Raw genomic sequence first — 24521 nt, 5'->3', positions numbered from 1 at the left:
CCGATCCGCGCACTTCGCGTATGACCGCTCGAGGCTGTCAGCACCTGAAATCGCACCGAAAGGAGCCGAACAAGGAGAACAGGGACGTTGACTATTCGTTTGAGGCGGCGTGGTAGGCGTCCGCTCGCGGCGGTTTTGGCGGCGATGCTTTTGGCGTCGTTGTTGGCTGTTGTGGGGGGTTCTCCTGTTCAGGCTGCGAACACGGCCAGCGAGGTGCTGGTTGATCATGACGGCGACGCGAAGACTGCGATGGAACGCGAGTTCGCTGGTCAGGATCGTTATGACACCGGGATTCGTCTTGCGAAGAATTTCGGTACTTCCAAGGGCGGCTTGGGTGCTGTGCCGACGGCGTTCGTTGCTTCGGGCGGGTCTTTGGTGGATTCGATCTCGGTTGCCGGTCTTGCCGGTTATGCCGACGCTCCGATCCTGTTGACCACTTCGGGCGGCCTGCACCGCAATGTTGCCGATTTCGTCGAGGACTATGACGTCAGGACGGTGTACGTGCTGGGCGGCTCGGCTGCTGTGAGCGACGAGGCGGTGACGGCTATCGAGGCTCTGGATGCGAAGCCGTCGGTGACTCGCATCGCGGGCGACGACCGGTATGCGACTGCTGCTGCGATTGCTGCGAAGATCGATGCTGAGTCGTCGTGGTGCGGCACCGACGCTGTGAGCGCTGTGCTGATCAACGGCAGCTCCGAGGCTTTGGCGTTCGGTGTGGCGGTGCAGACGGTCGCGTACCGGCTGCAGCTCCCGGTGCTGATGACGGCCGCTGACGAGCTGCCCGACGCGACTGCGGAGTACATCACCGCGAACGATGTGGAGCATGTGCAGATCGTCGGCGGCACGGGCACTGTGTCGGCCGGTGTCGCGTCTGCTTTGACGACGCTCGGCGTGGACACTGTGGACCGGGTCGACGGCGATTCGGCTGCTGAGGTGTCGGTTGCGCTCGCGAACATGGCCAACAACGGCTGCGGCGACGATCTGGCGCCTGTGTCGGTGAATCGGGCGGCGCTGGTTCGGGGCAACCCTGACGGCGTGGTTGCTGCTCCGGTGCTGGCGTCGAGCCTCGCGAACGGCGAGCTGGTGACCCCGCTGATCGTCGGCGACACGCTGCCGGCGTCGGTGCGTGACTATCTGGCGGCGACGCCGAAGGTCGTCGCGGGCGCCAAGCTCGCGCTGGGGATTGTCGCGGTCGGCGGCACTGCTGCGGTCAGCGAGGCCACGATGGATGCTGCGGTGGAGGCAGCGGCTTCGGCTGGCGCTTTGTCGGTGTCCATCGGCGCGATGGATGACACCAACAACGACAAGAAGACCGACGCGGACGACCCGGTGCGGCCCGGCACGATGTTCTCGCTGTACTTCAGCGACGACGTGGAAGGGACCGACGCCGAGTTGCTGGCGAAGGTGCGTGACATCGTTGAGGTGAACGGTGTCGTCGCGCGGGTTTCTGCTGCGTCGACGGAGTCGGGTGACGGTGTGTGCACGCCGCGCAGGGTCGATGTGACGCTCGCGAAGGCGTTGGCCAACGGCGACACCATCTCGATCGCGTCTTCGGCGCACACGTTCGGCACCGACGACGATCAGCGCAGGCTTGCTGCGGTCGCCTCTGAGAGGGTGGTCGCTGCGCCGGCGGACACGGCGAGGCCGACGGTCAAGATCATCGGCATCGCGAACGAGGAGGCGTTCCAGATCAGGGTGAGTGATGACCGCGGGATTGCTGCTTCGACTGCGATCGAGTCGGGCGACCTGGTGTTCAATTCGGGCAGGGGCGCCGCGACGCGGGGCACCATCACACCGCCGAGCTCCCTTGTCGATACTGACGACAACCCGGTCAAGGCGGCGACGTGGACTGTGGCTGTGGCCCGCGACGCGGGCGCCGGCGGCACCGGCGTGGAAGCGAACGTTCTGGTGGCTGGTGACCGTTTGAGGCTCAACTCGGGCGCTGTGGTCGACACCTCTGCGAACGTGAACGCTGCTGCGGCGGGTCGGGCGATCGCGGAGCAGGCAAGCCCGCGTGCGGTCTCGGTGCTGATGAGCAGCCCGCTGCACAGCGCTCAGACCAGGTGGTCGGTGCCGACAGCGTTCTTCCCCTCCGACACCCCCGGCGATCACGAGATCTTCATCTCGGCGAAGGCCAGCGGCGACGCTGCGGGTGCTGCGGGCAACGCGTGGAGCATGGTGTTCGACACGCCGAGCACCTACAGCGCTGCCAAGGATGCTGACATCGACGTGCGCGTCGACACCAAGGGCAAGACGGTGACGGTGCGGTTCAACAACGGCCCCGTCACCGTGGCGAGCCTGCTCGCTGCTTTGACCGCGAACGCCGACTTCGACGCGCGGTTCTCGGCCAACACCGGCTGCGACGCCGTGGCGACGACCCGGCTGGAGCCGTCGACTGCGGCCGATGACCGCGACTCGGTTGCCGGCTTCGTCGACGCGGCCGGCGACACGTCCACAACGGGCATCGGCATGACGCAGTTCGCCGTCGAGGTGCGGTTCAGCGGCTACATCGCCACTGTCAGCGCTGACGAGCTGCTCGCGGACATCTTGGCTCGCACGGTTGCCCGCAACCGCGCGAACGAGGCCGCGGACTCCGTGACCGAGCTGCGGACCCTGCTGGGCATCGCTTCGGTCGGCAACGCTTTGTCCATCGTCGGGAGCGCTCCGGGCACGACGGTGCGCTACGAGATGACAACGGCGTCGACGGCGTACATGCCCCAGGCCCGGGACCTCGTCGACATCGCCGCCGGCCACACAGGCGCAGCAGCCATCACGGCCGATGCCGCCGCTGGCAATGCGGCGCACCCGGCAATCACCGCAGTGCCCGCGGTCGCGACCGGCTACGCCCCCGACGCGCCGACCAGGCTCAACGCGACGACCATCAACAACACCGGAGCCCAGGACAGAGTCGACGAGGACAAGAACGGCGCCTCCCAGCCGCGCATCACCGTGTCGGCCAGCGTCAAGGCCCGCAACTAGCAAACAGTTGCACAGTCGGCCTGAACCGGACAGACGGCACGCCCGCCTGAACGGCAAAACATGACAACGAGGGAGCCCCGGGGTCTCGACCCCGGGGCTCTTCGCGTCCGGGGACGGCGGGCTCGAACTGCGGCAGCCCCGACGCTTTGGCGTTCGGCGTGGCAGTGCAGACGGTCGCGTACCGTTTGCAGTTGCCGGTGCTGATGACGGCTGCTGACGAGTTGCCTGACGTGACTGCGGAGTACATCACCGCGAATGATGTGGAGCATGTGCAGGTCGGCGGCGGCACCTCAGCGGTGTCGGCTGATGTGGTTTCTGCGCTGACCACGCTCGGCGTCGACACCGTGAGCCGGGTCGAGGGCGATTCGGCTGCTGCTGTGTCGGTTGCGTTGGCGCAGTTGGCCAACAACGGCTGCGGCGACGCCTTGGGCCTTGTGTCGAACAACATGGTCGCGCTGGTTCGCGGCAACCCTGACGGCGTGGTCGGCGCTCCGGTGCTGGCGTCGAGCCTTGCGGGCGGTTTCTTGGTTTCGCCGCTGGTTGTGGGTGACAGTCTTCCGGTTTCGGTGAGCGACTGCCTCGCGGCGACGTCCAGGGCCGTCGGTGCCGACAAGCTGAATCTCGGCATCGTCGCGGTCGGCGGTACTGCTGCGGTCAGCGAGGCCACGATGGATGCTGCTCTGGCTGCGGCAGCTTCCTCGGGTGCGCTCACTGTGCAGTTCGGCGCTGGCCGGGACACCGACGCTGACGGGGCGGTCACCGCGGACGATCCGGTGCGGCCCGACGCGGCTGCGGTTGTTCGTATGTCGGGCAGCGAGGCCGGTCCGAGGATCTCGCTGTATTTCAGTGATGATGTGGAGCCTGATTTGGCGAAGCTGTCGGACTTCGTCGAGATCGACGGCGTCCCGGCGGTGGTGTTGGCTGCGACGGCGAACTCTGGCCGGGTGTGCGACCGGCGCAGGATCGACGTGACGCTTGGCCGGCATCTGCGCAGCGGCGACACGATCTCGGTGGTGCGTCATGGGACCCACACGTTCGGCGCCGGCAGCGACAGGCGCACTGTTGAGCCGGCCTCGGCGACGGCTCCGCCTGCTGATCGCATGCGGCCCGCGGTGAGTGTGCTTGCCGTTGCGCCCGCGGACGCGGACGGCACAGCAGCGACCGGTGTGGCCAGCCGGGATGTCGACGGCTTCGCGGTGACCTTCAGCGACGCCGGCGGGTTCGGGGTGATGGCCGCGGACAGCAGCCTTGATGCTGATGACTTCACTTTCGTGCCGAGGGCGGGCGTGGGGACTGCAACCACGAACGTCATCTCGGCGGACGGGGTCACTCACACGGCTGCCACTGCGGTGTCCGACAAGCGTTTCGCGGCGACGGTGGAGATCGGCCGTCCTTTGGCGGTGGGTGACAGGCTCGTCGTGGAGCCGGGCGTGATCAGCGACACGGCCCGCCCGCTGGCCAACGGCAACGCGGGGACCTCGGGCACGGCGATCAGGCCGCAGGCGAGCCCGCGCATCGCCTCGGTGCTGATGAGCAGCCTCAAGCACAGCGTGCAGAACTCGTGGCCGGTGCCCAGCGGGCTCGTCGGCGGCGTCGCAACCGACGGTGCCGGGATCACGATCCGGGCCAAGGCCGACGGCGACGCTGCTGGGGCTGCGGGCAACGGCTGGACGATGGTGTTCGACCGGGTCAGCACTCACAGTGCAGCCAAGCCGCTGGACATCGACGTGCGCGTCGACACCAGGGGCCAGCGGGTGACGGTGCGGTTCGTGAACGGCCCCGCGACAGCCACGTTGGGCGACCTGCTCGCCGCTTTGGAGGCGAACGCCGACTTCGACGCGCGCTTCTCCGCGGGCTTCGCCGACTGCAGTGAGGCGGCGACCGCCGGGCCCAACGGCGGCCATGGGTCCGCGATTGCGCTGGGCCTGGTGACAGGCGAAACGCCTCCACGCGATGTCGTGGCTGCCTCCAACGGCACAGGCCGCACCCAGTTCGCGATCGAGGTCCGGTTCAACGGTTACGTCGACAGCGTCAGCCACGAGGCTCTGCTGGCCGACGTGCTGGCCAACGCAGCTCACCGTGCGGGCACCACCAACGACGCCAGCGGCATCCGTGCTGACGTCGATGGGGGCACCATCGCCGACGACGGCACCATCACCGCCGGCACTGCCGGTGGCGGCCTCGGCCTTTCCGCATCCGATCCGTCCGACGGTTTCGCTGCGCCGGCGAGGATCGTGCGTTATGAGGGCGAGACCGCCTTGGTGAAGAACCTGCCCAAGGCACGTGACCTGATCACCACTGACGCCGGGGCACGGCTCCAAGCCGACAACCCGGGCACCACTGCTGTGGAGACCAACTACCGGCCCGCGGTGCCGCCGGTCGCGAACGGTTTCGCTGCCGACGTCAACACCACAGCGGCCAACGCGAAAGTCGACCAAGGCCGCAACGGCGCTTCGCAGGTCCGCATCTCCCAAACCAGCAGCATCAAGGCCCGCAACTAGCGAGCCGGCTGCACAGACGGCCCGAACCGTCCGGCCAGCCCTGCTGGCCCAACAGCGAAGGCCGACAACGAAAGAGCCCCGGGGCACCCGCCCCGGGGCTCCTTCGCGTCCGGACCCGCCGGACTCGAGCATTCGCGTTCCGACGAGCTTGTCGAAAGGTCCGGCATCGCCGGCATGGCCACGAGGCGGCCGACGGTTGCCTCAGACACCGTTCCCGGAGTGCGAGCACCATTTCACCCAGCTCGGCGACCCGCGATCGCGGCGTATATGTCTCGCACCGGACACCCACCATCGCAGGACATCGGAGGCGGCCCGGCGGCCGACCCGAGAGCGGACTCGCCGCAGGCGACAAGGCAGTGCTGCTGCTGCATGGCGCCGCAGCCCGCTGAGCAGCACCCGAGGGGGCAGCCGAGACGGTCGCGGCCGACCGCTTTGAGCGCAGCGCGTGGGCACGTCGAGCCTGCATCGACGCTCACGGCGCCAGATGCAAGTTGTGCGACACCGACTTCGGCGCGGCCTGCGGCGAGTTCGTCCACCCTCATGGATTTCTCGTCAGTCTTGGTTGCTGAGGTTCCTCATCTCAGAGTGCCCATCAATAGCGGTGGAGTCCCTGCTCGCGCTGCGGGTCGGAGACCGAATCGGCCTCGACGATGGGTGCCGTGCAGGGATGTCCGGCGCAGGCCGGCAGGCTGCCCTCAGCATGTCGCGTTCGCTTTGGGGATCCGTGTCGATGGCGACACCGTCGGGCCGGTTCGCGGCCTCCGAGTCGCGCGTCGCGCCCAGTGTGTCATCCGCCCGATGCGACGCGACGAACACGCCCGACAAAACGCTGACGCACACGCCGCCCGGCAAGGGAGCGTCCGACAGGCCCACCCCTTGGAACCAATTATCTAGACAATCGCCGCAGCTTTGCAGCGATGTCGTCGAAGGCCGGCCAAGCTGTCCGATGCTGCCGCTCTCGAGGCCGATCAAGACTCGTTTGGCGGATTGAGCATCTGTTGGGCTCTGACGATACGTTCATGCGCCGCCGCTCGGCTTCGCCAGATCACGACTCCCAAGTAGGGGGCGACCACGACGGCCAGCGCGATGTAGCCCTCAACTGGGCGGTCGGTCGCGATCAGGAATGCGCCGAAAGCCAGAATCAGCAACCCGACAATCTGTGCGGCTCGCTGGCCTCGGTCAGCGCGCCTGTCGTTGCCTTTGACCACGACCATCGTCATCTCATCCTGCCGAAGCCCCTGAGCGGCTATGTCGCCCACGATCTTGTCCGCCAGCGCCGGGTGCTTGTCAGCGAGGCCGCTGAGCGCCTCGATCATCGATGGGAAGATGAGTTGAATCTGCTGGTTGAACTGATTGAAGGAGACCTGCGGGACCGGTGCTTGGGCCTGCTCGGGCTTGTCGGGTGCTAGGTCGCCGTCAGCGTCCTGTTCCCCATCGGTCATTCGCTGATGCCCTGTATGTGTTGCGCAGCGATGTGGCTTCCTCGTGCGCCGTAGCGCAGCCAGCCGTGGAGTACCGCCACATAGGGATTGGAAGCCTTCTCATCGAAGACGTTGTAGGGCGGATGCTGGCCGTGGATGTCGAAGGCCTGCGCCACGCCATCCCAAAATGTCGGCATGGCGACTCTCGCGATCGGGCGGGTTGCCTCCCCAGCGGTGCTGTCGCTCACAACGGACCGAGCCTGTCCGTTACACATGTGTTTGCCATACGCGCAGTATGGCGTGCCCGGCACCCCTGTGCTGACCAGAAGCCCCCATCCCACAAAAACGATGGCGGACTCCACCGGTGGTTGCGAGTGATCGGTCATGATGACCGGTTGTTCGACACAGCAACCACCAGTGGAGGTGTCCAGTATGGCAGCGAGGTTGAGCGAGTTCGAGCGCGCCCGGATTGAGGCGATGAGATCGGCGGGAGCGGCCGCTTTGGACATCGCGGTGGTGCTGGTGCGCGGCAACCCTGACGGTGTTGCTGCGGCGCCGGTGCTGGCATCGAGTCTGACCGGCGGTGCTTTGGTGACGCCGTTGATTGTCGGCGAAACGCTGCCGGCGGCGGTGCGCGATTACCTGGCGGCGACGCCGAAGGCGATCGGCGGCATCAATCTGAATCTGGGCATTGTCGCGGTGGGCGGCACGGCTGCGGTGAGTCAGGCTGTGATGGACGCCGCGACGGCTGCGGCGGCCTCGTCGGGCGCGCTGACGGTGCAGATCGGCGCGGGCGACAACCCCGCCACGTCCGCTGCACGCGAGGGCGACACCAATCGTGACGGGGTCGCCAACGCAGACGACCCGGTGCGGCCCCAGTCCGCCAGCGGCACGTTCGCGCTGTATTTCAGCGACGACGTGACGAGCGGCAGTGACGCCGCCGACGGCGACGGGCTCACGGTGACGAACAGGCTGCGCGACATCGTCGAGGTCAACGGCATTCCCGCCGTGGTGACCTCGGCGGTGACCGGCGTGACCGGCGGCGGCTGCGCGGACAATGTCGTGTATGTGGCGTTGGGGCAAGGGCTGTCGGCCGGGGACGTGATCTCGATCGCGTCCTCGACGCTCAAGCTGGGCACTGATGAGGATCAGCGCACCGTGGTGCCGGCCTCGACGACGGTGCAGGCAGCGCCGAAGGACACCGGCAGGCCTCAGGTTTCGATCATCGGCATCGCGTCGCCGAGGTCCGGCTCGTCGCCGGGCGCGGACGCGTTCACGCTGACGGTCACCGATCCGGGCGGGCTGGCCCCTGACACGCTGACCGCGGCGGGCTTCGCCTGCACGCGCGGCGCTGGCTCGACGAGCACTTCGTCGTCGAGCACCGTCGACCCGGTGTCGGCCTTCGGCACCGCCGCCATCCCTGCCGAGACGGGCGGTGAGCCCACCACGTCGTTCACGACGACGGTGTCGCTGACGAACCCGTTGGTGGCCGGGGACCGGCTGGTGCTCAAGTCCAGCAGGGTCAAGGACCGTGCGGGGAATCTGAGCTCGGCGAAGCCGGGGACCGCGATCGAGGCTGAGGCGAGCCCGAGGATCAGTTCGGTGCTGATGAGCGGGCTCAAGCACTCCGCGCTCAACTCGTGGACGCTGCCGGCGACGGCTGCCGACGCGACCACTGCCTCGGACGCGGCGAACGCGGTCACGATCACAGCGAAGGCCGCCGGCGACGCTGCGGGTGCTGCGGGCAACGCGTGGAGGGTCGTGTTCGACACGGCGAGCACCTACATGGCCTCCAAGCCGCTGGACATCGACGTGCGCGTCGACACCAAGGGCAAGCGGGCGACGGTGCGGTTCGTGAACGGCGCGGCCACCGTGCACGACTTGGTCGCGGCGCTGAGGGCCAACGAAGACTTCGACAGCCGTTTCGCTGTGGCGCTGCCGTGCTCTGGCACGACCAGGACGCCGCTGGCGGTCACCAACGCGAACAGGAACGTCTCGGCGGCGCCGACGAACGCGGGCCGCACCCAGTTCGCGATCGAGGTCAACTTCAACCGGTACATCTCGGCGGTTGACGCGGACGCGCACGATGCGCTGCTGAGGGACCTGCTGGCCGCAGCAGCGGCACGGGCGAAGGTGGACAACACCGACGCCGTCATCGGCGCCGACGCCTCCGGAGAGGCCGGCACCCCGGCCGCGGGCGGCCTGTCCATGGCCTCCACCGGTCAGACGGCTGTGACGGGTCCGACGAAGAAGGTGCGCTATGAGGGCGAGACCGCTGTGGCGGGCCTGCTGCCCATGGCACGCGATCTCGTCGACACCGCCGCCGGCCACGAAGGCCAGACCGCCGACACCACAGCGAACCCACCGGTCCCGGCGATCATCGAGACTCAGGCGGTTGCTCTGGGCTACGCGGCCGACGCCGCCCCGACATCGGGCACCCATGACCCGGTCGAGGAAGACAAGAACGCCAACAGCGAGAACCGCATCGCGGTAAGCAGCAACGTCAAGGCCCACAACTAGCGAACCTGCTGCACACACGGCCCCAACCGGACAGACGGCACCGCCGCCCGACCGGCAAAAGCCAGACTGACAGGAGTCCTGGGGCACCCGCCCCGGGGCTCCCTCGCGTTACGTCTGTTCGTTTGATGCTTGCTGCGCTGCGCCGTTTCAATGCCTGCCCCGCCGATCCCTCGGTCTCGCGTCACCGAGTCAGGTAGCTCAGGGGCAACAAGCTGAGCCTGCGGATCGTCGCGGTCGGCGGCACTGCTGCGGTGAGCGAGGCGACGATGAGCGCCGCGCTTGGCGCGGTGCCGTCGGTGGGTGCGTTGTCTGTGAGCATTGCGGCCGGCGATGATCCGTCCACTGCTGACGCGGATGAGGGCGACACGAACGGTGACGGCATGGCCGACGCTGATGACCCGGTGCGGCCCGGCAGCCATATCTCGCTGTATTTCAGTGATGACATTGAGGCTGCGGGTTCTTCGGGCGACGCAGCGAACGATGCTTTGCTGGCGAAGCCGCGCGACATCATCGAGGTGAACGGCGCTGCGGTGTCGGTGTCTGCGGTGAGGGCCACGGCGGCGGGCGGTTCGTGCCTGAACCGCAAGGCGACGGTGACGCTGGGGCGTGCTGTGGCGGCGGGCGACACGGTTTCGGTCGTGGAGTCGGGTCACACGTTCGGGACCGGTTCGCACAAGCGCACGGTCACGTCTGCGTCAGCGTCGGTGACGGTGCCTGCACCGGACCGGACGCGGCCGTCGACGTCGGTTCTGGGCATAGCGGAACGGTCGACGCCTGTGGCGACGTTCACGGTGACGTTCGCTGATGCCGGCGGCTTCGCTGAAGGTGCCGGGGGCGACATCGGCCGTGACAGCTTCACGTTCGTGGCGGCGTCGGGCAAGGGCACCGAGTCCACCAATGTGATCAGTTCTGCTCCGGCGCCGACGGTGACAGCCGGCGCCAAGTCGGCTGTGGTGACGGTGACGATCGGCCGCAACCTGGAGGTCGGTGACCGGCTGACGGTCAAGCCCGGCCAGATCACTGACGCGGCGGGCAACATGAGCACGGGCACGTCGGCGTCGGCGATCAAGGCGCAGCCCAGTCCGCGGGTCAGCTCGATCTTGATGAGCGAGCTGAAGCACTCCGCCCACAACTCGTGGACGGTGCCGACGTCGAATCCGTTCGGCGCGCCGGTCGCGTCGGGAGGCGACACGGTGCTGCATATCGACGCGAAGGGCTCCGGCGATGCTGCGGGAGCTGCGGGCAATGCCTGGTCGATGCTGTTCGACACGGCGTCGGGCTACAACGCGTCGAAGGCGACCGACATCGACGTGCGCGTCGACACCCGCGCCAAGCGGGTGACGGTGCGCTGGGTGAACGGCCCCGCCACGACTGCCGATCTGCTGGCCGCATTGCGCGGCAACGCCGATTTCGACTCGAGGTTCGCCGCGAGAATCGCTGATTGCACCGCGTCGCTGGCCACTCCGCTGGCGCGCACGGCCGGAGGCCGGGGCGCGTCGGGGACGGCGACGAACGCCGGCCGCACCCAGTTCGCGATCGAGGTGAACTTCAACGCCTACATCGCGTCTGTAGTGCACGACGAGCTGCTCGAGGACATCTTGGCCGCGGCAGCGAGACGCTCGAAGCTCACCAACGACGCTTCGGGCATTCGCTTCGCTCCCGCCGGCTCAGATGGGACCGAGGCTGGGGGCGGGCTCGACCTCGCCTCTCCGGATGCGGTGACCGGACCGGTCCAAAAGGTGCGCTACGAAGGGACAGCCGCGGTGCTGGACCGGCTGCCCGCCGCACGCGACCTGGTCACCATCCTGGCCGGCGCCGAGGCAGCCAGTGACGCCGACGCCGACTTGGCCGGCGACCAAGCCCGAGGCAACGTCGACGAGGTAGCCGTCGGATACGCAAACGACGACCCGAACGAGAGAGTTGCCGCACCTAGCGAGCCGACCTCGCCACCCTCAGGACCCGCACATGACATCCGTGGGAACGTCGCAGGGCGAATCGGGTGACAAGGTAATGTCTGACGCTCCCACACCTACGCACGGTGCCATACTCGCGGGCATGAGCACACTCGACGGCCCTGCTATGTCCGACGCTGATCATTTGGCACTGGCTGTCGAGAACTGGGCCAAGGACCTCGGCGGGCAACTGCAGGCCATGATGAGCAACCGTGAACACGCCTTCGGCCATGTGGACGTCTTTCAGAATGTGCTGACGAGGATCAGCGAGAGTCTCGAAGCGCTCAGCGAGGAGATGCACCAATTCCGCGCTGAAGTGCCGGACTAAGTGGCGGCCCGCCCGCGTGACGCGCACTCAGCCTGAATCCACCGGTGGGGTGGTTGGGAAACAGCCCTGCCCGCCCGGGCGAGCAGCCAGCCCCTGACGCCGTCGCGCCAGGGCCGCCGGCAACGTAATGGGGGTCATTGGGGCGTGGTGGTGCCCGGTTCGGCTTGGGGGGGTTGGGTTGTGTGCTGCGCTTTTGGGGGTGTGCTGCGCCGGGCGGCTGGGCGCTGGGGGCGGTTCAGCAGTGTTGGGGCAGGCTGCGGATCTTGTCGAGCGCGGCGGCGAACGTGTGAGCCCAGGGCCATCGGGCGGGGAGCCGCAGGGTGGGCCGTCCGCTGCGGTTGACGAGCCGGCCGGGGACGGCGAGCAGGCGGCGTGCGATGGTGGCGGCGACGGTGAGCTTTCGGGGGTCGTGGACGTGTCCGATGCGCGCTGTCCAGCGTGCGATGTTGTGCGCGAGCACGGCGCAGGCGAGCCATGCGGCGTTGGCGGCGAAGCGTCCTGAGGGGCTGTGGGCGAGGCCGCCGGCTTTGAGGTCTTTGATGGCGAGCTCGACGCGTGCGTGACGGCGGTAGGCGGCGTCGGCTGTTTTGGTGTCGAGCGTTTCGGCGTCGATGTCGGTGACGACGGCGTGGTGGCGCCAGTCGGGGAACAGGTCGCCTTGCTCGCCGACGATGCGGGTGCGGCGCACCACCAGCCGCACCGTGCGAGCGGGCTTGCCGCGGCGGCGCCGGCTCGAGGTCAACGTCGTCTCGGCGACGTGTGCCTCGCCGTCGTCGGTGTAGCCGATCGGGGTCCATTCGTCGTCGTCGATCGCGGCGATCGCCTTGTCGACAGCGGGGTTGCGGCCCACAGCGATCAGGAACCTCACGTCGAGCTTGTCGAGCCGCTCGGTCAGGTCCCAGGAGAAGAACCCTGCGTCGGCGCGCAGCGTCAGCGCCGCCTGTGGCGCCAACCGCCGCGTCCTGGCGACGGTCTCGGACACGAACCGCAGGTGTCCTTTCTGGGAGGACCCCTTGCGCATCCGCGAATGCAATATCTCGCCGGTGTCGTCGCGCACCGCGACCAACGGGTGATAGCCCAGCGTGCGCGTATGCCCATAGGCGGCGCCTTGCTTCGCGTCGGAGTGCACCTCGCGGACCGTCGAGTCGACATCGATCGTGACCTGCTCGGCCGCAGGGGCGGCGCCTGCGTCCCACGCGCGGCCCAACGCCAGCTCCTGCGCGCGGTCGAGCTGACGCACATGACCGAACGTGAACGACCTCGCGAACGTCCCCAACGTCGACGGCGCCACAGGCGCGAACCCCAGCACCGACCTTGTCGACGCGGCCCGCAGCCTGTCCGCGTCCGAAAAGAACGAACCGCCCACCAGCATCGAGCACACCGCCGTGAGCACCTTGGCACCCGAACCGCGGCCCGACCCCGGCGGCGTCACCACCTCATCGATCAACGACTCCAGACCCAGCCGGGCCACCAGCGACCCCGCCAACAACAACCCCGCATCGGCGACCAAAGACTCCTCGTCGAACACTGCCTCAATCCGGTCCAGACCCCCAGCTACGCTGCTCACAGAAAGTGCCTCCCGTCATGGCATCACGCCGACTATTCGTCAACGGCAAAATGCCACGTCAGGAGGCCTTTCTGGTGGACGCGCACCACCCAAACCCGCCACCCCACCGGTGGATCCAGGCTCAGTTCCCCGTCAACGGGGCGCCACTCTCACAAATGCGGACCAACTAACGGGACCCCGTCACCGGCACAAACCGGCAGCATGAATCCAGTATTCCGACTCTGCGGAACGCAGGGACCACCAAGCGTGCCGGTGTGGTGGTGCGCTTGGGGCGCCGAGGGCGAATCCCGGCGATCTGGTGGGATCTCATGAGCCGGGCGACGCGGTTGACGGGGACCCGGCCCGTCGTCATCGGGGACGACCTCAACCCGACGCCACAACCGCCAATCAGCCGCCGACTTCTACACTCGACTCAATCGCAACCACCGATAGAGCTTGCCGGCGTTTGACTAGAGCTTTCCGAGGCGGCGTAGGAGTGTGCGGTGGGTCTGGATGAAGTCGTCCGGCGTGGCTTCGGCTTCGTAGAACACGTGCGAGTCGATGCCGTGGGCCTCGTCGAGCCACAGGTCATCGCGGATCTTATGTATGGTGTTTCGCGCCATCTCCTGTCCGTCGCCCGAGTATTGGATTTGGGTTCGCAGTACACGCGTTCGATGACGCCGTAACCGTCCAGGCACCGGGACTGTCCGTCTGATGTCGAGCCGGTTTCCTCGGCCGGACGCCGCGGAGTAGTCGCAGTCGAATTCTCTGAGGATGCGCTTGAGGCGCCAGCCAGGTATTGGCCGCTCGCCCTTGTTTACAGAGCGGCTGTTGGAGCGAATCCACTGGGCTGCTGTGAGGACCTCTCGGTCGTCTCGCTGGTCATAGTGCCGCGGGACGAGCCGGTGCTGCGCCAAGCGCAGAGTAAACCGGAACAGATCCTTCTCGTCGCAAGTGGCGATGCGAGAGTTACAGTCGAGGAACACCAGCATCGCGACAAGGCCCGTGCGCTTGTTGCCGTTGAAGAAACAGTGATTGTGAACAACCGAGTGCATCAGCGCAGCCGCGGCAAGGTCGATCGTTGGATACTTGAGCCGGTCGCCGTGCGCAGTCAGTGGGCGCGACGCTGTTGAGCCGACGAGGTGATGCGATCTCACACCGGACGGGTCGATCGGGTCCTCTGAGTTCTTGAAGTCATCGACCAGCGCCGCATGGATCGCCAACAGGTCGTCCTCAGTCAGATAGGTGAGCTGCTCTTGGGCGTCGTTCTGAGGCCATTCCAGCGGCAACGCTTTCGGCTCGGGAGGTATTGAGGTGGCGTCCGCGATTGGCCGCTTGTACATGTACTTTCTGCGCAGACGGCGCAGCGCGCCTTTGGGCAGCTTGCGCACATCGGCGCGCAGCGACAGCCCCATTTCGGCCAGTTCGTCTGCGAGTTCGCCCCTGGTCATCTCTAGGCGGTCCAGCCAGTAGTCGACCTTGGTGAGGTCCTTGGGGTTCTCGACCTCCAGCGCCGCGAGGACACGGCTCAATGACTTGGACGGGATTCGGTCGTCGGGATCGTCGATGTCCTCGAAGCCGGCGTCCCACAAGACGACCAGTGACTCGTCGAGGTCAAGCTCGTGCTCGTCACAGATCGACGACAGTGTCCGCAAGCTGGCCAATCGACGCTCCCTTCTGACGTCTGTTGCACGCTAGCGATACCGGCGCTTCGAATCGTCCTGGGTTGGGGCTGTCCGACGCTCGGCGGATTCCACCGGTGGTTGCGAGTGATCGGCCATGATGACCGGTTGTTCTGCGCAGCAACCACCAGTGGCGCTGTCCAGTATGGCAGCGAGGCTGAGCGCGTTCGAGCGCGCCCGGATTGAGGCGATGAGATCGGCGGGAGCGACCGCTTTGGACATCGCGGTGGTGCTGGGCCGGCATCCGGCGACGGTCTGTCGCGAGCTGGGCCGCTGCGGACTCGGCACCGAAGCGTGGGCCGACCTGCCGCGTGCGCAGCGGCGTCGCCGCCCTCGCAGCCATCACAGCGACAAGGCGGGCCCGCTGGGGGATTATCGGCCATTGAGCGAGCGGCCCGCAGCCGTCGAGGAGCGAAGCGAGCCGGGCCACTGGGAAGGCGACCTGATCATCGCCGCAGCCAACCGCACCGCCGCGGCCACCGGGGTGGAGCGCGTCAGCCGCCACACCTTGGTCGTCGCATTGCCGCACTGCTGCACGGCGCCCAACGTCGCAGACGCGGTCACCCAAGCACTGGCCCGCCAGCCTGCCCATCTGGTGCGCTCGTTGACCTAGGGGTTCGCCGCGGGTTAGGTCGCGTGGTTGGGTGTGATGGTGTAGTTCCATTCGCCGTGCCATTGGTGGGGTTGCAGCGGGATTTGTTTCATCTGTTTGTCGGTGATTTTGATGCCGCGTTGGTACCAGTTGGGGTCGTGGGCTGCTTGGACGGTGAGTCCGGTTTGGGTGGTGGTGGAGGCGATGAGCTCGACGATGGTGGCGATGTCGGTGAGTGGTCTGCCTCGCCAGTTCATGGTGATGAAGCTGAAGAGGCGGTGTTCGATCTTGTTCCATTTGCTGGTGCCGGGCGGGTAGTGGACGACGGTGATCTCGAGGCCGGTGTCGGCGGCGAGGCGGGCGAGGAACCATTTCCAGGCGCGTGGCCGGTATCCGTTGGATCCGCCGGCGTCGGCGGTGATGAGCAGCCGGGTCGCGTCGGGGAACCGCTGCTGTCCGAGGGTGTCCCACCAGCGGGCGATGGAGTTGACGGCGAACTCGGCGGTGTCTGCGGTGTCGCCGACGCTGACCCAGCCGTCGTTGTTGGCGAGGTCGTAGACGCCGTAGCCGATGGCCTTGGCGAACTCGCCCAGTGAGCGGTCCGCGAAGTCGTGCACGTTGACGCGCTGCGGCTCGCCGGCGGGCTGCCATTCGGTGCCTTTGTTGGCGTAGTTCCCGATCAGCTCTTTCTTTTTGGTGTCCACGCTGACCGCCGGCTCGCCGGCGTCGAGGAACTCCTGCGCTAGGCCGTTGAGATAGGCGAACTGGGCGTCGCGGTCGGGATGGGACGTGCCTTCGTTCTGCTTGGCGGGCGCCTGCAGCGAGTAGCCCATCTGGTGCAGGAGCCGCCGCACCAGCTCCGCGGACGCCTTGAAGCCCTGCGCGGCGAGCTCGCGTGCGAGCTGATAGGTCGACTTCAACGTCCAGCGCAGCGCAGAGGTCGGGCTGCCGCGCGTGCTGGGATGCACCAGCTCGTCGAGCGCCTCGGCCAGGCCGGGCTGCTTGACGACCGCCGGGCGGTCCCCGCCGCCCTCCGCCCGCTGACGGTGCGACGGCTCGACCCCGGCGCGCACCTCGCGCACCGCCCGCGACACCGTCGAGGTCGACATCGCCGACGCCTCCACAACGAACGCCTGCCCGCCGCGGCCCAGCGCCTCGGCCAGCGCTCCTGCCGCCACACGCCGCTGACGCTCGCCCAGATGCGGCATCACCGTGTCGAAGAACACTCCCGCCGCGTCCGCCGACAACTCCACGCACCCGACACTACACCACACGATTTATCTTATGGCGGACCCTAGGACCAAGGCCGCGAACTCGCCCGCTGGGCCGACACCGAATCAGCGCTCGGGATCGAGGTGTTCTTCTGCGAACCCCGCAGCCCACAGCAGCGCCGCACCAACGAGCTGACCAACGGGCTGCTGCGACGCTGGCTGATTCACCCTGGGACGTTCCTACAGAGGGTGAATCAAACAGAGTTCGCCGAGGGTCACGAACGTGGATGTCATACATGTGTTCGTTTGCGTATCCGTGATACCGATGAGACACTCTCGCTGTGGCTGAGCAGCAGATGGACTTCAATGTGCAGGTGCCGCCGGAATGTCAGGCCGGTGTGTGGGCCAACTTCGCTGCGGTGTCGCACTCGCCGTACGAGTTCACGCTCGACTTCGTGCGGCTGAGTTTCAGCGGACCGCAAGCCGGGCATGGCGTCGTCGTGAGCAGGGTGAACATGTCGCCGTTGTTCGTGGACCAACTCATCGAAGCGTTGAAGGAGAATCAGGCGCGGTGGCTGGAACAGCAGGTCGAGCAGGTAGACAAGACGCCCAACGAAGAGGAATGAGCAAGCATGTCGCAGCCGGTTCGTGTGTCACCCGGTCGAATTACTTACAGGGATCCGGCCAGCGATGAGCCGTTTCAATTTCCCGTGGAATTCGCGCCGCCGACTGGGCAATGCTCGCCGAAACCGGTGGGGCTGAACTACATTTCTGCTTCGCCACGAGACGCGGCATACATTGAAATGAGACAGCTGGTCGATCAGCACATCGCCGCAGGAACCGACCCCGGCGTGTGGTCTGATTCGGAGATCGACACGTTCTTTGAGGATGCTTCCCGCCAGTCGTGAACGAGTCGTGGCAGTGGGCACCCAGCGACACATCGCACCTTCGAGACTCCATCGCGAGACATCGACGTGAAGCCGCGGACGCCCGCCGTGCCATGCGCAGAGTGGCCGGGTGCCCGCGTCACGTTCTTCCGGGTGATCCAGTCGGGGCGACGCCGTTCGACGAGGACCGTCGCTACATCGAGCTGGGCACTGCACGGATCGAGTTCATCTTGAACCATCAGAACGGTCGGGCGTACCTGTATGCCATCGGCCCTAGCCAAGGTTAGGCACGTTAGTCGTTCCCCCTAAACAGCCACTAGCCCTGATTGTTCGCGAGTCGTGCGGTCTGGGCTGTCTGGGTCTGCGGAAAGGCCCCTCTGACCTGCGACGATGCCTGCCGTTGAAGTACGCATCCGCAGTTTCACGGGGGCATCTCTGAGGTGAAAGCGAGCAGTGTCACAAGCGCCCGCCTGGCAGGCGGCGGAGACCGTGTCGTGTGGGGTGAGAGGCGGTTCGCTCTGGGCGGCTCCGCGGACCGGGTCAGGCTGACCGGGGAGCGGTGCTGATCAACGGCGCTACTGACATGATGCCGTTCGGTGTCGCGGCCCAGACGGTCGCGTATCGGCTGCAGCTGCCTGTTTTGATGACTGCTGGTGATGAGCTGTCCGACGCGACTGCGGAGTACATCACCGCCAACGACATTGAGCATGTGCAGATCGTCGGTGGTACCGGCGCTGTGTCAGCGGATGTGGCGTCTGCGCTGACGACGTTGGGCGTGGACACCGTGGCCCGTGTGGAGGGCGATTCTGCTGCGGCAGTGTCGGTCGCGCTGGCTGGGCTCGCGAACGACGGCTGCGGCGACGACCTCGGTCTGGTGTCCAGTGATCGGGTGGCTTTGGTGCGCGGCAACCCTGATGGCGTGGTCGCTGCTGCGGTGTTGGCGTCGAGCCTTGCCGGCGGTTATCTGGTGACTCCGCTGGTGGTGGGCGACACTCTGCCGGCTTGGGTGCGCGGCTGTCTTGCCGCGACGCCGCGGAACATCGGCGCCGACCGGCTGAACCTGGGCGTTGTCGCTGTGGGCGGCACTGCCGCGGTCAGCGAGGCCACCATGGAGGCTGCGCCCGATGCGGCTTCCTCCACTGATGCGCTGACCGTGCGGATCGGCGCCGCGACTGATACCAGCCGGGACGGCGCGATCAACGCGGACGACCCGGTGCGGCCCGATACGGCGACTGCGGGCACGGCGACCGCGATCTCCGCGACGGCTTCCCCGGCGACGGGGCCGGTGTTGTCGCTGTGTTTCAGCGATGCTGTGACTGCGACCGACAATGTGGATCGGGTCAGGGATGTCGTCGAGGTCAACGGCATCGCGGCGGTTGTGGTCAACGCTGCGGGGAACGCCGGCAGTGTGTGCGACCAGAGCCGGATCGATGTCACTTTGGGCCAGACGCTGAGCGCGGGCGATGTGATCTCGGTAGACGGGTCGTCGATCAAGCTGGGCACGTCGGCGGATCAGCGTTCCTTCGGGTCCGCGACCGCGACGGTGACTGCTCCCGCGCGGGACCGTGTGCGGCCGACGATCTCGATCGTGGGCATCGCGGGCGCTGCGACGGCGAGGTCGACGTTCGAGATCGCGTTTGGCGACAACGTCGCCTTGGCGGGCACTGCACTGCTCGCCAATGATGAGGTGCGCATCGTCGGCGGGCCCGGCGGCACGAGCCCCGCGCCTGCGGTGAGCGTGGCTCATGAACCGGGTGCATCTGCGGCGGTGGCGACTGTGAGCCGTCCGCTGAGGCCTGGTGATCGGCTGATCGTCGACCCGGGCGCGGTCGAGGACGGCTCGGGCAACCAGAGTGCCGGGACGTCGGGTTCGGCGATCCGCGCGCAGGCCAGCCCGCGCATCAACCAGGTGCTGATGAGCGACCTGAAGCACACTGCGCACGCCACATGGACGGTTCCGACCGGTTCTGTGGCCGGTGTCGGCGGTACCGGCGCTGGGATCACGATTCGCGCGAAGGGCGACGGCGACGCTGCGGGCGCTGCGGGCAACGGCTGGTCGATGGTGTTCGACCGGGCCAGCACCTACAGCGCCGACAAGCCGCTGGACATCGGCGTGAGCGTCGACCCCAAGGGCAAGCGCGTGACGGTGCGGTTCAACAACGGCCCCGCCACAGCCACCTTGGGCGATCTGATCGCGGCGCTCAACGGCGACGACAAGTTCGCGGCGCTGTTCTCGGCGGGTTCACCAGCTGCTCTTTGGCGGCTACCAACAATGCGGCCAGTGCTGTGCTGGGCCTGGTCACGGCTCGCAACGTGGCTGCGGGCTTCAGCGACTCCGGTCGCACCCAGCTCGCCATCGAGGTGAAGTTCAACGCGTTCGTTGACGTGGTCCGCGATCCGCAGTTGCTCGAGGACGTCTTGGCGGCCACCAGGGTCCGCACGCGGCCCAACGCGGCTGAGTCCGTGACTGACGGGAACACCCGGGTGCAGACCGCCGCGACCGGCGGCGACAACACGCCTGCTGGCGGCGGTTTGACGATCTATGCGGATCTGAACGCTGACAGCCCGGCGCTGCCCGCCATCGGTACCGGCACAGCCCCGACGCGGTCGGTGCGCTATGAGTTCGAGACATCGCAGGTGCGATACCTGCAGACGGCACGCGATCTCGTGCAGACCACAGCAGGCCACGACGGCGCAGCAGCCATCACCGGGCCTCCGGCGTACGCGGAGATCACCGCCGACGTAGGGGTCGCGACCGGCTACGCCGCTGACGCCCCAGCACCGGGCACGACCGACGTGGTCGACACAGCCCAGGACCGAGTCGATGAGGACCTCAACGGCTCCTCGCAGAACCGCATCTCGGTCACCAGCAGCGTCAAGGCACCCTCCTAGAAGACAGCCGAACAGGCGGGTCCGCCCGCCTGAACGGCAAACAGCGACAACGAAAGAGCCCCGGGGCACCCACCCCGGGGCTCCTTCGCGTCTGTGCTTCGGCTTGCCGGCAGATCGCCCAGCTTCTCGTGCTCACGGGCGTGCTGTGGGCGCAAGCCTGTGGGTCGGCCAGCTCGGCTGATCGGCAGTCTCGCCGCGTCGGGCAAGACGGTGTTCGGGGACGATCAGAGAAAACCTCGGCCGCTGCGACTGACCTGCCCTAGGTTGAGACCCTCGTACACTTTCGTATCGTAGGACTGCGTACCGAGGAGGTGTGTCCGAATGAGCGAGAACTACGACGACGTCAAGGTCATCCACTACACCGACGACGACATCCGCGAAGGCAATCAGCACATGCTCGATGACGTCGGCTGCACTTGGGAGCAGTTGCAGGCGCAGGCGGAGGACGGGCGTTTCGAGAGCGAGCAGGCCCGCGACGTCTGGCTCGTCATCTCGTCCTTTGAACCAGTTACAGCGTGATCTGGAGCGCCGAGCGAAGCAGTTCGCCGGCGAGATCGCGGACCTGCTCAATGGCACCATCACTGATGGCATCCGATTGGACTGCGGGCTCTACACGCACGGGTCGCACGGGCAGGCGATTGTCACCTACGACCTGGATCGGGTGAATCGTCGGGGCGAACCCATCCCGCTGACAATTTCACGTTCGCCGGCAAAGCTCTTCCTGCGCGTGTTCCATGCGCTGCGAATGGACGATGAGAACCGTCATCTGGCCAACATCAAGAGCACGTTCGGGCTCTACGTCCGCAGCAAGAGCGCCTTCGCGTACCACTACGAGCGCGACCCCAACAACAAGTATCCGGTTGCGCACCTGCACATCGACGGCAAGGCCAAACGCTTGCAGAGGGTTCTTGATGTCGCCGGTCGCGACGAGGACACGCCGACGGCTCTGCACTTACCCGTCGGAGGGCGCAGGTACCGGCCGAGCCTCGAGGACATCATCGAGTTCTGCATTGTTGAGAGACTTGTGGATGCCCGAGACGACTGGCAACAGCACCTCAGCGAGTCGCGAGAGAGATTTCACGGGCAACAACTCAAAGCAGCCGTGCGAAATGACCCCGCGATCGCTGCCGAGGCACTGATCAGTCTTGGTTGGACGGCTCACACCTGAGCGCTCAGCACCATGGACAACGACGCTGGCGGCAGAGTGCGTGAAACAGTGCCTCGAGACGACTTCGAAGTCGATGGCTTCGGTATCACGCGTCCTCGGGGGCCGAAGCAGCATTGTCGGCAGGCCCGAGAGACCGGGGCCACCCATCGGCAGTCGGGGCATCAGCCCGGTCAGTGGACCGCCGTCTCCGGTTGGCCTCCACCCCCTCGCCGCTTGACAAGGGAGCGTCTGACAGGCCCGACTCGTGAATAATCAGGGCTAGTCGAGGCGTCCGCGTCTGTCCGCTTACTTTCCGACGTTCCGCGCTGCCTGCTCCACCCATGTGCCGAATTGCTGAGGGCTGTGCCGGGTGTCCCACGTCTCGAATAGGTACGGACTCGTCGCCCCCGACGAGGTCGTCGACCAACCATCTGGCAACCCGCCGAATGTCGTCAGATGGCCGTTGCGGTCGGGAATGGAGCTGATGTCGATCAGCACGATCCCGTTCTCGCGCCGAAGGCTTGCGCCGCACTCATAGTTCACCCACTTGCTCTGGTTCGTGGTGGCACCGAGAAGAACCACCGTCACCGTTGTGCCTTCGAGCTGCGAATCGATCCATCGCCGTATCGCGTCCTCCCCTCGACGCTTGACTTCCTCGATCTCCGACGCTGGACGGAAACCGGCGGAGTGCGCTCCGTACAGCTGTCCGCAATTGCGCACGATCATGGCGCGCCACACGTCGGTGTTCCACTCGAAGCTGAAGAACACGTTCCGGTATGCCATCTGACCTTCCTGTTTGGTCGCTTACTACGTCGCGGTGGTGACGACGTGAAGGGCGATAAGCGGTAGGTAGAAAAGCGACAGCGACCACGAAAACAGAGTCTTGTGCCAAGCACCGTTCTTCGCCGGCTCATCGAGTCTCATGCTGAAAGTCGTCTGGTCCTTCTCGCGAGCCTCATCGTACAGCGCCCGAAACCGCCGCTCTTCCCGCAGATAGAAACCGTCCAGCAGCCAAGCCGACAACCCTAGGTAGGTCGACAGAAGTGCAATCAGCCACCATGCGGTCTCCGATGGCTCACTGCGCGACAACGTGAACGCGACCAGCGCGGCCCACGTCACCATGTACCACCGCTTCACGCTCGCGCTCTGATGCGCGAGACGCGAAATGGTGCCTTGAATCATCTGGAGGTGTACCTGTTTGTTGGTCGCGTCAGACATAGCAGCTTCCTTTCAGGAGGGGAGACGGGCACTCGGCGTCACACAGCCGCCTCGCACATCGGAGGACTGTCCAATTCGGACAGTCCGTCGGCCAAGTCGCCCGGCTTGCCGAGGGCAGGCCCCGCAGGCTGTCGCAGCACACGACCAGCGCGTAGGCGAGGCCGGTTGTGAGCGCTTGGGGGATGTCGCGGTCGATGTTCCCGCCGACTCACCCGACGTCGAAACGCTCGACGTACCGGTCATCGTCACCGGCGCCGACTTGCCCGTCGGCTCGACTGCACGACCGCGTTGTCTGCGGACCGGCCGTCCGAACTGCACGCCTCGACCGGCCGTCCGCTGCGCCCGTTGTTGACGAGTAATCCGAACTGGTCGCCGTGATGCACATCGCCGCATGACAACGCCATTTTCTCCATTGTTGACATGCCTACCTCGGCGGGCTCCACTGGTGGTTGCGAGTGATCGGTCATGATGACCGGTTGTTCGACACAGCAACCACCAGTGGAGTTCGCCGTGGTTGTCGGACGCAAACCCGCAGGTCAGGGTTGTGTGCTTCCGGCCAAAGCTGCATATTCCAGCATGCTGCTAGCGATTCTCGTCCGTCGGGGAAGGCTCGCCGACAGCTGGAGCCAATGCCATCGCCGTCTTCTCGAGGCGTTCACGCTTGCTGCTGATGCGGCCGAAGATGTTGACGCCGACCAGCGGGCCAATTGCCCCGACTAGGAAAACGATGCCGGCGGCGCTGCGATCGGTCATGAGCAGAACGAAACCGAAGACGAGTGCTATGGCGGCAATGATCCACGAGAGAATCTGGCCCGATCCGCCCGTCGGCTGTTCCCGTTCACGACGGCCGTCTCGATCTTCTCTCGGTGCTTCGCCTTTTCGATGATGTCGTCCATGATCGTGACAGCGAGATCCTTGTGTCTGTCGGCGAGGTCGCCGACAGCCTCAATGAGCGACGGAATCAACAACTGAACTTGGCTGATCCGCTGATTGATCGAGATAGCGGGCAGCGATGCGTCTGCCCTCGGCTTGTCCTCAGCGTCTAAAACCGCGTCAGCGCCCGACACCTCCGGAAGCGGCCGCGGTTGACGCTTAGCCGATGATTCGTCGTCCTCGTCCGAGGACCCGGATTCGCTCACTCGGACGTGATGACTGGCGTCGGCGTGAGTAAGCCTGCCGCGTCGTCCGCCAAGACCAGCCAATCCTGGAGGACTGCGGTCGCCAGATCGCGATCTGGCGACTCGTCCAAGTTGTACTCGTCGTAAACGCCCCAGAAGTCGAACACTCGGGCGGCACCGTGCAAACTGCTCGGTGTAGCGAATAGGTATCCGGTCCGAGGACTGATGTTCTTCGCCATGACGCGCACCCTACCCTCCTTGAATCGCGGCCTGCACCGCGCCCGTAAGGGTACGCGGATGCAGGCGCCTCATGCCTTCGGGCTAGACCTTGCAGCGCCCCCAGAGAGATCACTGCCCACAGGCAACCAGCGAACAGATGCTCTTGGAATTGCGATACGAGACGCAGACACTGGTCCGGCGAGCAGCGGTCTGCGGGGTTGGGCGCTCGCCTAACCCCGCAGCTTCAAGCCCAGCAAGTGCCGAGCATGCGAACGTTGGATTCGGAACTCGTTTCGGTCAAACCCGCA

22 protein-coding genes and 1 pseudogene are annotated in these 24521 nt (G+C 66.4%); 13 read left to right on the top strand and 10 right to left on the bottom strand.

All coding sequences use genetic code 11. From position 1 onward, the window contains the following. Positions 1-249: 249 nt before the first annotated feature. Together ACOGJB_RS10205 and ACOGJB_RS10200 are read left to right on the top strand one after the other, a co-directional pair. Positions 250-2979, top strand: coding sequence for a cell wall-binding repeat-containing protein (locus ACOGJB_RS10205; protein WP_419837039.1), 2730 nt, complete (start codon positions 250-252; stop codon positions 2977-2979). Positions 2980-3137: 158 nt separating this feature from the next. Continuing rightward, positions 3138-5480: a hypothetical protein gene (locus ACOGJB_RS10200; RefSeq protein ID WP_419837038.1), complete on the top strand. Its 2343-nt coding sequence runs from the start codon at positions 3138-3140 to the stop codon at positions 5478-5480. 968 nt (positions 5481-6448) lie between these two features. On the opposite strand, the gene ACOGJB_RS10195 is transcribed toward ACOGJB_RS10200, so the two are convergent. After that, on the bottom strand, positions 6449-6922 hold the full coding sequence (locus tag ACOGJB_RS10195) for a hypothetical protein (protein WP_419837037.1): 474 nt from the start codon (positions 6920-6922) through the stop codon (positions 6449-6451). Beyond that, complete coding sequence (locus tag ACOGJB_RS10190; protein WP_419837036.1) at positions 6919-7149, bottom strand: hypothetical protein; 231 nt, start codon at positions 7147-7149, stop codon at positions 6919-6921. The genes ACOGJB_RS10195 and ACOGJB_RS10190 overlap by 4 nt, the downstream gene beginning before the upstream one ends. Positions 7150-7333: 184 nt before the next feature. On the opposite strand from ACOGJB_RS10190, the gene ACOGJB_RS10185 reads away from it, so the two are divergent. From ACOGJB_RS10185 to ACOGJB_RS10175, 3 genes are all read left to right on the top strand, one after another. Then, positions 7334-9421: a hypothetical protein gene (locus ACOGJB_RS10185; protein WP_419837035.1), complete on the top strand. Its 2088-nt coding sequence runs from the start codon at positions 7334-7336 to the stop codon at positions 9419-9421. A gap of 266 nt (positions 9422-9687) precedes the next feature. After that, positions 9688-11424, top strand: a complete 1737-nt coding sequence (locus ACOGJB_RS10180; RefSeq protein ID WP_419837034.1) for a hypothetical protein — start codon at positions 9688-9690, stop codon at positions 11422-11424. A 52-nt stretch (positions 11425-11476) separates the two neighbouring features. Beyond that, positions 11477-11701, top strand: coding sequence for a hypothetical protein (locus ACOGJB_RS10175; protein ID WP_419837033.1), 225 nt, complete (start codon positions 11477-11479; stop codon positions 11699-11701). 235 nt (positions 11702-11936) lie between these two features. On the opposite strand, the gene ACOGJB_RS10170 is transcribed toward ACOGJB_RS10175, so the two are convergent. Beyond that, positions 11937-13268 carry an IS1380 family transposase gene (locus ACOGJB_RS10170; RefSeq protein WP_419837032.1) on the bottom strand — a complete coding sequence of 444 codons (1332 nt, stop codon included), beginning with the start codon at positions 13266-13268 and terminating at the stop codon, positions 11937-11939. 449 nt (positions 13269-13717) lie between these two features. Then, positions 13718-14911, bottom strand: coding sequence for a type II toxin-antitoxin system death-on-curing family toxin (locus tag ACOGJB_RS10165; protein ID WP_419837031.1), 1194 nt, complete (start codon positions 14909-14911; stop codon positions 13718-13720). 115 nt (positions 14912-15026) lie between these two features. Between ACOGJB_RS10165 and ACOGJB_RS10160 the strand changes: the two are divergent. Then, positions 15027-15191 (top strand): annotated as a pseudogene (locus ACOGJB_RS10160) (helix-turn-helix domain-containing protein); the annotation flags it as partial. Positions 15192-15194: 3 nt separating this feature from the next. Further along, positions 15195-15542, top strand: coding sequence for an IS30 family transposase (locus ACOGJB_RS10155; protein ID WP_419840713.1), 348 nt, complete (start codon positions 15195-15197; stop codon positions 15540-15542). 14 nt (positions 15543-15556) lie between these two features. Here the strand turns inward: ACOGJB_RS10155 and ACOGJB_RS10150 are convergent, their stop codons facing one another. Further along, entirely contained in the window at positions 15557-16729 is a 1173-nt protein-coding gene (locus ACOGJB_RS10150; protein WP_419840685.1) for an ISAzo13 family transposase, read from the bottom strand. A 344-nt stretch (positions 16730-17073) separates the two neighbouring features. On the opposite strand from ACOGJB_RS10150, the gene ACOGJB_RS10145 reads away from it, so the two are divergent. The 6 genes from ACOGJB_RS10145 to ACOGJB_RS10120 all read left to right on the top strand — a co-directional run bounded on the left by ACOGJB_RS10145 (position 17074) and on the right by ACOGJB_RS10120 (position 21679). Then, positions 17074-17358 carry a DUF3467 domain-containing protein gene (locus ACOGJB_RS10145; protein WP_419837030.1) on the top strand — a complete coding sequence of 95 codons (285 nt, stop codon included), beginning with the start codon at positions 17074-17076 and terminating at the stop codon, positions 17356-17358. Positions 17359-17636: 278 nt separating this feature from the next. Next, positions 17637-17906: a hypothetical protein gene (locus ACOGJB_RS10140; RefSeq protein WP_419837029.1), complete on the top strand. Its 270-nt coding sequence runs from the start codon at positions 17637-17639 to the stop codon at positions 17904-17906. Between the two features lie 356 nt (positions 17907-18262). Then, positions 18263-19984 carry a hypothetical protein gene (locus tag ACOGJB_RS10135; RefSeq protein ID WP_419837028.1) on the top strand — a complete coding sequence of 574 codons (1722 nt, stop codon included), beginning with the start codon at positions 18263-18265 and terminating at the stop codon, positions 19982-19984. Further along, a complete protein-coding gene (locus ACOGJB_RS10130; RefSeq protein ID WP_419837027.1) occupies positions 19933-20511 on the top strand; it encodes a hypothetical protein in 579 nt (192 codons plus the stop codon). The genes ACOGJB_RS10135 and ACOGJB_RS10130 overlap by 52 nt, the downstream gene beginning before the upstream one ends. 321 nt (positions 20512-20832) lie before the next feature. After that, complete coding sequence (locus tag ACOGJB_RS10125; protein WP_419837026.1) at positions 20833-21030, top strand: hypothetical protein; 198 nt, start codon at positions 20833-20835, stop codon at positions 21028-21030. Beyond that, a complete protein-coding gene (locus tag ACOGJB_RS10120; RefSeq protein WP_419837025.1) occupies positions 21011-21679 on the top strand; it encodes a hypothetical protein in 669 nt (222 codons plus the stop codon). Before ACOGJB_RS10125 ends, ACOGJB_RS10120 begins: the two co-directional genes overlap by 20 nt. Positions 21680-21964: 285 nt before the next feature. Here the strand turns inward: ACOGJB_RS10120 and ACOGJB_RS10115 are convergent, their stop codons facing one another. The 5 genes from ACOGJB_RS10115 to ACOGJB_RS10095 form a co-directional block, all read right to left on the bottom strand. Continuing rightward, positions 21965-22441, bottom strand: coding sequence for a TIR domain-containing protein (locus ACOGJB_RS10115; protein ID WP_419837024.1), 477 nt, complete (start codon positions 22439-22441; stop codon positions 21965-21967). Positions 22442-22465: 24 nt separating this feature from the next. Next, positions 22466-22876 carry a hypothetical protein gene (locus tag ACOGJB_RS10110; protein WP_419837023.1) on the bottom strand — a complete coding sequence of 137 codons (411 nt, stop codon included), beginning with the start codon at positions 22874-22876 and terminating at the stop codon, positions 22466-22468. 582 nt (positions 22877-23458) lie between these two features. Continuing rightward, complete coding sequence (locus tag ACOGJB_RS10105) at positions 23459-23629, bottom strand: hypothetical protein (RefSeq protein ID WP_419837022.1); 171 nt, start codon at positions 23627-23629, stop codon at positions 23459-23461. 26 nt (positions 23630-23655) lie between these two features. Next, positions 23656-24015: a hypothetical protein gene (locus ACOGJB_RS10100; protein WP_419837021.1), complete on the bottom strand. Its 360-nt coding sequence runs from the start codon at positions 24013-24015 to the stop codon at positions 23656-23658. Then, entirely contained in the window at positions 24012-24233 is a 222-nt protein-coding gene (locus tag ACOGJB_RS10095; protein ID WP_419837020.1) for a hypothetical protein, read from the bottom strand. The genes ACOGJB_RS10100 and ACOGJB_RS10095 overlap by 4 nt, the downstream gene beginning before the upstream one ends. Positions 24234-24521 lie beyond the last annotated feature (288 nt).

Source organism: Candidatus Poriferisodalis sp. (genome assembly GCF_965208895.1).
GTDB lineage: Bacteria > Actinomycetota > Acidimicrobiia > Acidimicrobiales > Poriferisodalaceae > Poriferisodalis.
The sequence above is the reverse complement of the archived record's forward strand: the minus strand, read 5'-3'. Positions and strand labels throughout refer to the sequence as shown.